Origin of the sequence: Desulfosporosinus sp. FKB (assembly GCF_002196705.1) — a bacterium.
Lineage (GTDB): Bacteria > Bacillota > Desulfitobacteriia > Desulfitobacteriales > Desulfitobacteriaceae > Desulfosporosinus.
This window is the reverse complement of record NZ_NADJ01000038.1, coordinates 31,958-44,570: the sequence shown is the minus strand read 5'-3', so window position 1 is coordinate 44,570 and position 12,613 is coordinate 31,958. Positions and strand designations below refer to the sequence as shown.

The following is a 12,613-nucleotide window of genomic DNA, read 5'->3' as shown; positions in this document are numbered from 1 at the left end:
TAAAATACAGGGGGTCATGGGAATGAAAAAACAAGGCGTGCTTCATGGGGAATTGTCACGATTCATTGCTACATTAGGTCATGGTCAGACCTTAGTTATTGCAGACTATGGATTACCGATCCCGCCCCAGGTCCCATTTGTCGATTTAGCCGTTTGTGAGGGTGTTCCTGCTTTTGAGGATGTGTTCAGAGCTGTGTTAAGCGAATTGAGTATCGAACAAATCACAATCGCTGAAGAACTGCAAGGGGCTCATCCAGATTTATTCACTAAAATTAATGGAGCGACAGATGCTCCACTGGAACTTGTAAGTCACGAAGTTTTTAAAGAGCGTTTGGCATCGGCTGCAGTAATTGTTCGCACTGGTGAGTGGACATCTTATGCTAATGTCATCTTAACGTCTAGTGTTGTGTTTTAGGTGGTGAATTTATGGCACTCTTGGAAATGAAGGGAATCTGCAAAGGCTTCTCAGGTGTCAAGGTTCTTCAAGGTGTAGACCTGCAGGTAAGCGGGGGAGAAGTAGTGGCCTTGCTTGGTGAAAATGGCGCAGGTAAGTCCACACTAATGAAAATCTTAACTGGGGTCTATGTAGCTGATGCAGGACAAATTGCAATCGACGGAGAGACGGTACCAATTAAGGCAATTCACGATGCCCAGAACCTGGGAATCGAGATGATATATCAAGAGCTTAATCTATTTCCTAACTTGTCGGTGGCCGAAAATTTTCTGATTGGACATGAGGACGAATTTCGAACTTTGGGTTTCGTTAATTACCCTCTCCTCTATAAGAAAGTTGCGGAAACAATGGCGACGTTGAATCTTAACCGTGATCCCAAAGAATTGCTGGGCGGCCTAAGCGTTGGCGAACAGCAGTTAGTGGAAATCGGCAAGGCCTTGCAAAAAGACGTTCGTTTTCTCATTATGGATGAACCTACCTCCGCTTTGAGCAGAGCTGAGACAGAACGACTCTTTGAAATTGTCCGCTCTCTCAAGGATAAAGGCGTTGGAATTATTTATATTTCTCATCGCTTGGAGGAATTGTTTACTGTGGCAGATCGGGTGACAGTATTGCGGGATGGTCAGTTTATTGCCACGGTCAAGACCGAGGAGACAACGGAGCGGGAATTGGTTGCTTTAATGGTTGGCCGGGATATTGAGGAACGCTATCCCCATGTTGAAACGACACCAACTGAGATTGTACTGCGGGCAGAGCAATTGAGTACGCAATTTGTCCATGAAGTTAGTTTAGAAGTTAAAGCAGGGGAAATCGTGGGCCTTGGCGGCCTGATGGGCTCAGGACGTACGGAGGTGGCTCGTGCTTTAAGTGGGATCGATGCCTTGAAGTCCGGCCAAATTATCCTTGAAGGCCGGAAACTCTCCTTAAGAACACCTATTGATGCAATTCGTTCTGGGATAGCCCTTGTAACCGAGGACCGTAAAAATGAAGGACTTCATCTTCCCTTTACCATTCGTGAAAATTTGGCTCTCCCAACCCTCGATGGACGCAGCCGTTGGGGTTTAATTGCAAGGCAAGAGGAACGGGAGAATGCAGAGCATTGGGTTAAACAATTGAGAGTTAAGACTCCAACTATTGAGCAGGCTGTACAAAATTTAAGCGGTGGCAATCAACAAAAGGTCGTCATCGGCAAATGGTTGGCATGCAACCCCAAACTGCTGATTATGGATGAGCCGACACGAGGCGTGGACGTCGGAGCTAAACAGGAAATCTATCAGCTGATGAACCAATTGAAGTCAGAAGGAAAGGCTGTTTTACTGATCTCTTCCGACTTGCCTGAATTGTTGGGTATGAGCGATAGGGTCTATGTAATGCACGAAGGAGTTATTATGGGTGAATTACTGAGCGGAGAAATGGAACAAGAAGCATTTATGCGTTTGGCTACGGGAGGTGAGGTATAGTGGAACGGATTATCAAAACAATTAAACGTTATCATTTAGGACCGACGATTGGCCTCTTTATTTTAATTTTCATTCTCTCTTTTGCAACGGCAAAGTTTTTTACCTTTGGAAATCTGCGCAACGTTGCCCTGCAAATTTCAGTGAATGCTTTGATCGCAGTGGGAATGACCTTTGTCATTCTTACAGCCGGAATTGATTTATCGGTGGGATCTACCCTGGCTTTAAGTGCCGCGCTTGCATCACAGCTAATGGTCGGACACGTTAGCCCTTGGTTAGCCGTAATTGCGGCCTTGGCTTTTGGTGGTTTGGCTGGAGCACTTAACGGGTTTTTTGTTGCTTATGCAGGCTTGGCGCCGTTTATCGTGACCTTAGGGACGATGACGCTGTTTCGCGGAATGACAGAAATCTATACCAATGGCATGCCTATTTTCAATTTGCCTCAAGAGTTTGCGAAATTCGGCACTGGAACATTTCTGGAAATTCCTATTCCGGTTTGGGTAATGGCTCTTGTCTTTATCACCGCTTGGGTTGTACTCCATCGAACAATTGCCGGGAGACGCATCTATGCAATTGGAGGAAATGAGCGAGTTTCCTTCTTGGCTGGAGTACCGGTAAAACGTTATCTTTTGAGTGTTTATGTTGTCAGTGGCATTCTAGCTTCTTTAGCAGGAATAATTTTAGCTTCCCGTTTAGGCTCGGCGGAACCAACTGCAGGCGTGGGATATGAGCTGGATGCCATTACGGCTGTCGTACTTGGCGGGACTAGTTTGGCCGGGGGAGAAGGCACGTTAGTAGGGACTCTAATCGGGGCTTTGATTCTGGGAATTATTGATAATGGTTTGAATCTGCTCAATGTCAATTCTTTCTATCAAGATGCCGTGAAAGGATTAATTATTCTGGCGGCAATTATGCTTGATCGCAAGAAATCCTCAGCGAGGTAAGAGGCCCTGAGGCCTCCTTCTTCAATAAATAAAAATAAAAAAAGTAAAGAGGAGAATGGCAATGAAAAAATGGAAAACTATTTTGGGGCTAGGTGTTCTGACGGTGGGTCTTGTTTCTGGATGCGGTACTGCTTCAAACAACAGCTCAGGTGAAAAGACAGCTGCTCAAGCAAAATCCGGCGATTATACTATTGGTTTCGCTGTCTCCACGACCAATAATCCGTTTTTTGTCGCTATGGAAAATGGAGTTAAACAGGAAGCTGACAAAGAAAACGTGAAAGTTATTATCGATAATGGCAATAACGACGCTGCTACTCAATTGAACCAAGTTCAAGACTTAATTCAGCAAAAAGTAAGTGCTATTATTCTTAATCCAACCGATAGTCAAGGCTTGGCCAGTGCGGTTGCAGCTGCCAATAAAGCAAACATTCCTGTTATAACCTTGGATCGGAGTGTAAATTCCGGTAAAGTATCCTGCTTTATTGCCTCTGACAGCGTTCAGGCGGGAAAAATGGCTGCTGACGAGATCATAAAGGCTCTGAATGGTCAGGGCAAAGTCGTGGAGCTCCAAGGGATCATTGGTACTTCAGCTGAACGGGACAGAGAGCAAGGGTTTGACCAAGAAATTGCGACTGCAAAGGGTATTCAAGTTGTTGCTAAACAATCAGCCAATTTTGACCGCAGTAAAGCTTTAAACGTTATGCAAAATATTCTTCAGGCTAATCCAGATGTCAAAGGGGTCTTCGCCCAAAATGATGAGATGGCTCTGGGCGCCTTGAAAGCAATCCAACAAAGCAATAAAACAGGGATTGCGATTGTCGGTATTGATGGTGAACAAGAAGCGGTCAGTGACGTTCAGCAAGGACTTTTCTATGCTGACATTGCTCAACAGCCAACTGAAGAAGGAGTATTAGGAGTTCAGAACGCCATGAAACTGGTGAAGGGCAATTCCGTTTCGGCTACTGTCAGCTCACCTCTGAAACTTGTTGAAAAAGGAACAGCATTTAAAGGTTTTTAAGACAATCAGCCGCTTATATTTCAATAAACAGTTCAAAAGGAATGACGACTCCTTTTGAACTGTTTATGGGTTATATCTTAAGGGAGGTGAAGCAGGATTATGCGTACCATAGCAGTGATCGGCAGCCTTAACATGGATATTGTCAATCGCGTTGAAAAAGCGCCTTTACCGGGCCAGACAATTAAAGCCATCGAAACAAGCTATATTCCGGGCGGGAAGGGCGCAAATCAGGCAGTAGCAGCAGCTCGCGCGGGAGCCAAAGCCGAAATGATCGGGGCAGTAGGCGTGGACGCTTATGGAGAAATTCTATTAGAAAACCTGCGATCCTCGGGTGTCGGAACAGATGGAGTGCTTGTTAAGCAGGACATTTCAACGGGACTGGCTTTCATTACCGTCGATGGAGTAGGGGAAAATAGTATTATTATTTCTCCGGGAGCCAACGGTGTCTTGGATGCGAAGGATATCGACAAAGCAGAAAAGTTTTTGGGCGAGCCTGACCTCATCATTCTTCAGAATGAGATACCCTACCCTACCCTGGCTTATGTTTTAGAATCCTTCGCAGCGAAAGGAAAGTATATAATATACAACCCTGCACCAGCATTAGTGCCGCCAGAGAAGATCTATCACATGGTTAATTTGTTAATCCTTAACGAAACAGAGGCGGCGGTACTAACTGGAGTTAAAACAGAAAGTATTGAGGAAGTACACTCTGCCGGCAAGATTCTAGTGGAAAAAGGGTGCCGGGAAATCATTGTAACCTTAGGTGCCAAAGGATTATTTTATATGAGCAGTGAAGGAAGTACCATGTATCTGCCGGCGTTTAAAGTTAATGTTCAGGATACAACTGCAGCAGGGGATACTTTCGTAGGGGCCTACGCTGCGGCTATTGTTGAGGGCAAGCCTCTTCAGGCAGCTTTGCGTTTTGCCTCAGCGGCTTCTGCTTTGGCTGTTACTAGAAAAGGTGCCCAAACTTCGATCCCGGAACGGGTGGATATTGATATTTTTTTAGCTGAAGATGGTCGCTAAAATTATCGGGAAATGTAAACTAGTAATGCCTTAATTCCTCCAATTATAGGGGCTGTGTGTTTTTACACAGTCCTTTTTTTTACGAAAATACATCGAATCGTGAGACTCCCACTTCAAGTGGGAGTGCCCCCCGTTCTCTGCTTCGGTGGGGGTAGAGTTCATCCTTCAGCGCGATAGTATTTGTTATGGGCTTGGCGCTTTCGTCACCGAAGCCCCGATGTTCAGCTTTAGCTGAACGAGTTAACTTTCATTCTCTCCTTTTTGAACCGAAAACATTAATAAAGGTTATGTGATAAGATCTTCATGCCGCCAATACTTTCTTCTAGCATCAGTGCAACTAAACTGTCGTTTTCAGCTGAGGCTGATAAGAGGTTAATAAAATATAGATATAAATTATTAATCGATAAGATAGGGATATCCTATAGACATAAGGGTCTGGAGAATGTTACGATTTAGTTGAGGATAACACTAATAGGTAATCAATCTCTAAGGATATTGTATCTTAAAAAGGATATGGTGGTTAAAGATAGGGGAAATTGTGAATGTTAGTACTTTATCAAGCTAAAAGGAGGTTATTATATGAGAAAGTGTGACGAGTTAATTCAGAGATTTACGCTAAAAGGTCAAGATAGTGGTGTAAGGGAATTAAGAGGAGAAGAGCTTGAATCATGTCAATTAATATATGATGATTTAATTAAACAACTCATTGCTACTGGAGCGGAAATCCCTCGGGAGATGGAGATACAAGTAATCAACAAAATTGCTACCCTTGATGATGATAATGTAACTCCGCTGGGATTGGTCAATGTAAGTTTGGACTATCTGTCGAAAATACTAACCTTCGCCCAAGGTCAAGGAATCCAATGGCAAGTTGAAATTAAAGAGTGTACTGATACCCATTTTAAGGAATTATCCTATTTTAAGATCAAGGTCGCTTGTGACAAAGAGTTTTTCGTCACTATGGCCAAAGAGGCAGGATTTAGGTATCCCAAGATAAACCGTCATCAAACAGCTTAATTTACTAAACATCAAATCGCCGCCAGATTTTACTTGAAGTTCAGCAGAAGTTGTAAAATCCTTACTGTAGACTTTTAATGGGAAATGGGGGGGGATTTTATGAATAAGATATTAGTACCCACTGATGCCTCAGAATCTGCAAGAAGGGCATTGATAACAGCTTTGGATTTTGCACAAAAATTTAACGCTCAAGTTGAACTTTTATTCGTGATGCACCAGCCAATTGTTTATAATTCATGTCTGGATATGTTCATTATTTCACCCGACCAGATTGAACAAGAAGGAAAGTTTGCCTTAGACACAGCAATGGCAGGCATCAATACCGGCGGGATTACCGTCATACGAAAAATATTGAGTGGTAAACCTGATAGAGTGATACTAAAGGAAATTGAAGATGAGAGAATTGACATGGTAGTCATGGGGAAATGCGGATATGGAGCCATAACAGACTGTCTGTTGGGTAGTGTGAGTCAACGTGTTCTCTATGGCGCAAAATGTTCAGTTTTAATTGTTAAATAAAAATTATTAAATGGTTTATGAATTTTTGGCTCCTATCGCAACGATAGGGGCTATTTGATGGCAGTTATAAACTACAAATTTAGTGCATAAAGTTATCAGAACCCTTCTTATTATATATCTCCCCAAATGCTGCGTGGGGAGCTCTTTTAAAACATTAAGCCCTTAGTTATTACACTAAGAGCTTTTGCTTTGGTGGGGGGAGAGTCCATCCTTCAGCGCGATAGCATTTGTTATGGGCTAGGCGCTTACGGCGAAAGTGTCCCCAGGACACTTTCGTCACCGAAGCCCCGATGTTCAGTTTAGCTGAACGAGTTCACTTATTTTAAAAATTTCACAACAATAGTTTTCTTGTTCTTAGAATTTTAACAAAAATACTTTGCAATAAGCTCTGCCGGGTCAACAACTCGTACAGTTTGCTTTTCGGTATCGACTTTATCCTTGATGCCGTCTTCCAACATCGTAATACAGAAGGGGCAATTGGCACCGATAACTTCCGCATTCTTCTCAAGAGCTTGTTCGACCCTTAAGTTATTAACCCGTTGGTGATTTTCTTCTTCCAGCCACATACGTCCACCGCCGGCTCCGCAGCAGAAGCTCTTATTATGGTTGCGATCCATCTCGACGATCTCTACTCCCGGAACCATGCGGAAGAGAGAACGAGGAGCATCAAACTCTTGTTGGTAGCGGCCTAAATAGCAGGAATCATGGTAAACGATCTTTTGTGGTTCGACTGCGCCGTTTTTGTTCAGTACTAATTTTCCATCCTTAATTAATTGGTTGAGGAATTGAGTATGGTGAATGACCTCATAATTACCGCCAAACTCCGGATACTCATTCTTTAACGTATTTAGGCAGTGGGGGCAAGCTGTGATGATTTTCTTCACGTTATAGTTATTTAGGATTTCTACATTTTCAGCAGCAGCGGTTTGGAACAGGTATTCATTACCGGATCGACGGACAAAGTCGCCGCAGCATTTTTCTTCTGTTCCCAAGATCGCAAAATTAACTCCGGCAGCTTTCAGAATCTTAGCAATAGCAACAGTAACTTTTTGAGCACGGCTGTCGAAAGAACCAGCACATCCAACCCAGAAGAGATAGTCAACATTTTCCTTTTCGCTGATGAGAGGGATATCTAAGTCAGAGGCCCAATTAGCACGTTCAGTATAGCCGACGCCCCAAGGATTACCATTATTTTCGACATTACGGAAAGCGGTTTGTAATTCCTGCGGGAAATTACTATCCATCATAACTAAGGATTGACGCAAATTAATGATCTTATTAACATGTTCATTGGCAACAGGGCATTGGACTTGGCAGGACATGCAAGTAGTACAGGCCCAGATTTCCTCTTCGGTAACAATGTCACCGATCAGTGACTTTTGTAGAATCTCAGCAGCCTGCGGGTCCTTTGCGGCGATCTCAGCTAAAGCTTCGGCATTTTCGTCGCCGGTGGAGGTTAATCCGTTAGCTCTCATAATTGCACCTTTTTCCAGAAGATGTTCTTTTAATTGGCGACTGATTAATTGTTTAGGATTGAGAGGTTTACCGGAAATATTGGCAGGGCAGTTGGCCATACAGCGACCGCATTCACCGCAGGCAAAACAATCTAATAGTTGTTTCCAAGTAAAGCTTTCTATTCTGGCAACGCCCAACTCTGTCAGTTCTTCATCTTCAAGATCAATCTTCTCAATTTGAGCACCAAGGGGCTTCAAGGATGAAAAGTAAACGTTGGGATGGACCGCCAGAAGATGCATGTGTTTGGAGTTTGGAATATAAACAAGAAACCCGAAAACGATCATGATGTGAATCCACCAGAAGGAGGCCTGAATACTTATTACAGTTGAAGAACTTAATCCCTTAAAAAGAGAAGCTACGAAATGGTACATAATAGCCAGTTCGTAGGCACTCTTATTCGTCAAGGCAACTTTTGCTCCGCTTGAAATCCATTCAGTTATAATGACGCCAAGAATTAATAATACGATGACAGCAGCTTCTTTTGTTCGGTATAAATGAGCTGGTTTAATAACCCATCTTCTAATAATACCAATCATTAAGCCAATAACCACGAGTATATTGAGGATATCTTTAATTAGATAAAAATAGGGATTGGTTCCGAGAATGGGGAAAGAATATGCCGGGAATAATCCTTCAAAAATTAAGGGTAATTCGCCTAAGCAAATAAAGACAAATCCCCAAAAGATAATAAAGTGAACGATCCCATAAGGTTCCTTGATTAATTTACTTTGACCAAGTACCATGGAGACAAAATTCATAAAGCGTTTACCAGGTTTGTCAAATCGATCTTCTGGGGACCCTAACGCTAAAATACAAATCTTTTTCTTAAGGGAATAGCTAAAAACCACAATTGATAAGCCAGCTATTAATACAAAAACAATCAGCCAATCTAAACGCATATAAACCCCTCCTTAAATAGATAGTTGGATCTGTGGTCTAAAAATAGTGAAAAAATTCACTAATATTAGCGACTTAAATCCTAACGAGGAAAACGCAAATGGTTTCCTATATGCGACTTATCCGGCATAATTCTCATTAACGTTTCTCTATAGTTGTTAAGCACAATGCTAAGGATTTGACTTTCAATGACAATTCCGAAATCTGTTAAAGATTTTCCTTCTTTGATTTTATTAAGGGTTACCTGTAATTCTTCAACTTGATCTACCAGAACTTCGATCTCTGACATAATATTCATGCCTCCTTTTTAGATTGGAGTTGATGATTTAAGCCTAGCACCGTTTATTTACCTTGTCGATAGGATATCGATATGTTAATCATATTCTCTATTTATGGCTATGGATTATCTTTCATGAACCTGATAATTTATAGTTTCCATAACATTAATTGTAAGATTTTTTCAGCGAAGTAATCAAAGTATTTTAAGCGTTTTAAGAATTCATAAGTTTATAAAGATTTATGAACTATTTTTAGACTAAATGGGAAATAGAAATTAATAAAGTAAATACTCAGTAATAATATAAAAGCATTTAGAATAATTAAAATATAACGAATAGTCAATTTTAATAATCTTCCTTAAATTAAGGTAGCTTCTTTGAATTATTAATAGATACCTTATTGTTTAAGATATTTATTGATCATTAGCGCTAATTAGCAATGTTCTTTCAAAAATCGACTTTATCTATAGGAAAATAAATAAATAAGAATTAAAATAGAAAATTATGTAGAATTAAAGTAATAGATATTGATGGAAATTATTGATCTAATAAACTAATGATAAATAATCTCGGCTAAATGAAGGAATTTAGTGGATTTTAAAGAATAATTATTTTTATTTAAACTTTTATAGTTAAAGTGTTAATTAATCTCTATTAGAAAGAGAGGCTTTGGAATTATTGCCATAGTTTCACTACTTATCCAGTTGACTATAAAAGTTATCACCTGGTTAATAGCGTAGAAAAGGACGTGGACAATTAATGTACTTTGTTTTCATCCAGAATATTATTGAGGTCTTATTTTTCTGTGGTATCGTAATTTTAGTGGATCTGACCGTATATAAAAAGTATAGCTATTATGTCATGGGCATTGTTTTTGGTTTGGTTACAATTTTTGTCATGAAAACTAATGTATGGGTGGGGAACGGTCGTCTCTTTGACTTTCGTCATATAACCATGACAATGGCAGGTTTTATTGGCGGCCCGGTTACAGCGGTAATAGCTGCCTTGATAAGTGCCTTATACAGATACCATTTGGGCGGAAGTGGGTTAATTTGTGGAATCACTGATATTTTATTGTTTGGATTGATTGGCACGGTTTTAGGCAGTCATTTAAGACAGCGGCAAAATGGGAAGAAGCTTCTATTTTGGTTTATCGCCGGCCTAGGTATGTCAGCTATTGTTTTGTTAATTATTGCTTTTGTTCCTCCTGTGACAGATATTAGAGAAGTTCTCGCTCCATATTTGCTTTTTACTCCAGTAGCAACTTGTTTGATTTTTAACTTTTACTATTGGGCCAACAAAAGTTTCAGTAAAGTATCTATACTCAACGCTATTTTAAAAGATAGTCCAATAAATCTAATGGCTTTCGACGGTCAGGGACCAATATTGCAAAGTGAAAATCTAAAAAAGGAGCCTAGACTTTCACAATTTTGCGCTTCTTTATTTCAATTTTATCAAAATCAAACCCTATCCCCACGAAGTCATCATCAGGAATTACTGACGGATGACGGAAGATATGTTGTGGGTGATTTGTTGTTGTTTCATATGCCCAATGGTCAAAGGGCTTATGTAGCAATTGTTAATGACACAACAGACAGAAAAGAAGAACAGAAAACAATCCTAAGAGTGAAGGATCGATTTGCGAAGGCTTTTGAATTAGGACCCAATATGATGGCTATTATTAGGAAATCCGACGATCAATATATTGACGTCAATCGTCGTTTTCTTGAAACCAGAGGCTTACTACGCAAGGACGTGATTGGAAAAACACCGTTTGATTTAGGTGTATCAGAAAGTGGTTTTCGGAAATTTTTGGAGGTTCTGGATTCTCAAGGAATAGTTAAAAATTTTGAAAGACGATTGGAGAGCAGCACTGGGCATACCATCCATGTTATTCTCTCAGCTCAAAACATACAGATAGAGAATCAAGACTGTATTTTGATTGCCTACAACGATGTGACTGAAATCAGACAAATGCAGATTGAAAAAGTAACAGAACTTAAGCTTCGTTTAAAATTAGAGGAGGAACTTTCGAAGAGTAACCAACTTATAGCCGATGTTATTGCTAATATGCCGGACGTATTTTATGTATTAGACAATGACTGGCGTTTTAAGTACGTTAATAGAAGGGCAGAAGAATTATTAGGGAAAAGACGTGAAGAACTTATTGATCAAATATATTGGGAAGTCCTTCCGCAAAAGCGGGGAAGCGATTTGGAAAAAAATTGTTATCAAGCAAAGAAGAATGATATTCCCATCATCTTCGAGAATTTAAGCCTTTGTGAAAAGGATACTTGGTTTCAAGTGCATACTTTCCCTTTTCAGTCGGGGTTAGCCGTCTATTACGTGGATATTACAGAGAGAAAGTTAATGCGCCAAAAATTAATGAAATCGGAACAGGAAATGGCTTCGATTCTGGAAAGCATGACAGATTGTTTTTTTGCGGTTAATGAAAACCTACAATTTACCTATGTAAATTCTGCTGCGGAACTTGCCTTTGCTCAAACTCGTAATGAACTACTAGGTCAATCAATCACAGAAGTATATAAGGGGAATGAGATTGCGACTCAAAGTTTCAAACGAGTGATTCGTGAAAAGAAATCCTTAAACTTTGAAATTTTCTCTGATGGTTTAAGTGTCAAATGGTTAGAGATTAGTGCTTACCCGGCAGAAACTGGATTAACATGCTTTTTTCGAGACATTACACACCGGAAAAACGAGGAAAAGGAATTAGCAAGGCTGGATCGCCTAAACCTTGTCGGCCAAATGGCTGCCGGAATAGGTCATGAACTAAGAAATCCTATGACATCTGTCCGCGGTTATCTTCAATTGTTAGGAGAAAAATCCCAGTGTGAGCAACATAAGCCAATTTTTGAGTTAATGATTTCAGAACTTGATCGCGCCAATTCTATTATCACTGAGTTTTTGTCCCTTGCTAGAACAAAGCAAACCGAATTGAAGTTTCAGAATCTTAATGACATTCTTAGCCTTTTATATCCCCTTTTAGAAGCAGATACCTTTACTCAGAATAAAAAGCTATTATATCTACCGGGAAAAATCCCAGATCTTGAGCTAGATAGAAAAGAAATCTCTCAACTTGTTTTAAATTTAGTTCGGAATGGACTTGAAGCAATGGATGAAGGCAAACTTCTAACTATAAGAACATTTTTAAAACAAGATAAAGTAGTTTTAGCAGTAGAAGACGAAGGATGTGGAATTCCTCCTGAATCACTTCATAATTTAGGGACTCCTTTTTATACAACAAAAGATAATGGAACAGGTTTAGGGCTTGCAACATGTTATAAAATAGCTGAATCCCATAAAGCTCAAATAGAAATCGAATCAAATGCCAATGGGACTAAATTTTATATCTTGTTTCCAATTTCGGAAGGGGCTCATGAGGGTAATAAGCTGATTGTTTAATTGTTCATAATCATATGTGATCGTGAACATACTGATTTTCTATAGACATATACAGTCCACGGTGC

Annotated in this window: 10 protein-coding genes; 8 read left to right on the top strand and 2 right to left on the bottom strand. The window is 40.3% G+C overall.

Annotated features, from left to right (window positions below; translation table 11 throughout):
* Positions 1 to 22 precede the first annotated feature (22 nt).
* From rbsD to B5Y67_RS16705, 7 genes are all read left to right on the top strand, one after another.
* Positions 23 to 415 (top strand): D-ribose pyranase, encoded by a 393-nt coding sequence (gene rbsD / locus B5Y67_RS16735; RefSeq protein ID WP_088227573.1) that lies wholly within the window; start codon positions 23 to 25, stop codon positions 413 to 415.
* Positions 416 to 426: 11 nt separating this feature from the next.
* Positions 427 to 1,914 (top strand): sugar ABC transporter ATP-binding protein, encoded by a 1,488-nt coding sequence (locus B5Y67_RS16730; protein ID WP_088227572.1) that lies wholly within the window; start codon positions 427 to 429, stop codon positions 1,912 to 1,914.
* Positions 1,914 to 2,855: a ribose ABC transporter permease gene (gene rbsC / locus B5Y67_RS16725; protein ID WP_088227571.1), complete on the top strand. Its 942-nt coding sequence runs from the start codon at positions 1,914 to 1,916 to the stop codon at positions 2,853 to 2,855. The genes B5Y67_RS16730 and rbsC overlap by 1 nt, the downstream gene beginning before the upstream one ends.
* Positions 2,856 to 2,916: 61 nt before the next feature.
* A complete protein-coding gene (locus B5Y67_RS16720) occupies positions 2,917 to 3,873 on the top strand; it encodes a substrate-binding domain-containing protein (protein WP_088227570.1) in 957 nt (318 codons plus the stop codon).
* Positions 3,874 to 3,972: 99 nt separating this feature from the next.
* Positions 3,973 to 4,899 carry a ribokinase gene (gene rbsK / locus B5Y67_RS16715; protein WP_088227569.1) on the top strand — a complete coding sequence of 309 codons (927 nt, stop codon included), beginning with the start codon at positions 3,973 to 3,975 and terminating at the stop codon, positions 4,897 to 4,899.
* A 579-nt stretch (positions 4,900 to 5,478) separates the two neighbouring features.
* Complete coding sequence (locus B5Y67_RS16710) at positions 5,479 to 5,916, top strand: hypothetical protein (RefSeq protein ID WP_088227568.1); 438 nt, start codon at positions 5,479 to 5,481, stop codon at positions 5,914 to 5,916.
* A 99-nt stretch (positions 5,917 to 6,015) separates the two neighbouring features.
* Positions 6,016 to 6,435 carry a universal stress protein gene (locus B5Y67_RS16705; RefSeq protein WP_088227567.1) on the top strand — a complete coding sequence of 140 codons (420 nt, stop codon included), beginning with the start codon at positions 6,016 to 6,018 and terminating at the stop codon, positions 6,433 to 6,435.
* 362 nt (positions 6,436 to 6,797) lie between these two features.
* On the opposite strand, the gene B5Y67_RS16700 is transcribed toward B5Y67_RS16705, so the two are convergent.
* Both B5Y67_RS16700 and B5Y67_RS16695 read right to left on the bottom strand, forming a co-directional pair.
* Entirely contained in the window at positions 6,798 to 8,849 is a 2,052-nt protein-coding gene (locus B5Y67_RS16700; RefSeq protein ID WP_088227566.1) for a (Fe-S)-binding protein, read from the bottom strand.
* An 80-nt stretch (positions 8,850 to 8,929) separates the two neighbouring features.
* Positions 8,930 to 9,136, bottom strand: a complete 207-nt coding sequence (locus tag B5Y67_RS16695) for a sporulation protein Spo0E (protein ID WP_088227565.1) — start codon at positions 9,134 to 9,136, stop codon at positions 8,930 to 8,932.
* Positions 9,137 to 9,884: 748 nt separating this feature from the next.
* Here B5Y67_RS16695 and B5Y67_RS16690 point away from each other — a divergent pair.
* Entirely contained in the window at positions 9,885 to 12,548 is a 2,664-nt protein-coding gene (locus tag B5Y67_RS16690; protein WP_088227564.1) for a PAS domain S-box protein, read from the top strand.
* The last annotated feature ends 65 nt before the right edge of the window (positions 12,549 to 12,613 follow it).

Excerpts from the sequence above, each read along its gene's own strand:
- rbsD (WP_088227573.1), top strand. The coding sequence starts at position 23 with ATGAAAAAACAAGGCGTGCTTCATGGGGAATTGTCACGATTCATTGCT.
- B5Y67_RS16730 (WP_088227572.1), top strand. The coding sequence starts at position 427 with ATGGCACTCTTGGAAATGAAGGGAATCTGCAAAGGCTTCTCAGGTGTC.
- B5Y67_RS16720 (WP_088227570.1), top strand. The coding sequence starts at position 2,917 with ATGAAAAAATGGAAAACTATTTTGGGGCTAGGTGTTCTGACGGTGGGT.
- rbsK (WP_088227569.1), top strand. The coding sequence starts at position 3,973 with ATGCGTACCATAGCAGTGATCGGCAGCCTTAACATGGATATTGTCAAT.
- B5Y67_RS16710 (WP_088227568.1), top strand. The coding sequence starts at position 5,479 with ATGAGAAAGTGTGACGAGTTAATTCAGAGATTTACGCTAAAAGGTCAA.
- B5Y67_RS16705 (WP_088227567.1), top strand. The coding sequence starts at position 6,016 with ATGAATAAGATATTAGTACCCACTGATGCCTCAGAATCTGCAAGAAGG.
- B5Y67_RS16700 (WP_088227566.1), bottom strand. The coding sequence starts at position 8,849 with ATGCGTTTAGATTGGCTGATTGTTTTTGTATTAATAGCTGGCTTATCA.
- B5Y67_RS16695 (WP_088227565.1), bottom strand. The coding sequence starts at position 9,136 with ATGTCAGAGATCGAAGTTCTGGTAGATCAAGTTGAAGAATTACAGGTA.
- B5Y67_RS16690 (WP_088227564.1), top strand. The coding sequence starts at position 9,885 with ATGTACTTTGTTTTCATCCAGAATATTATTGAGGTCTTATTTTTCTGT.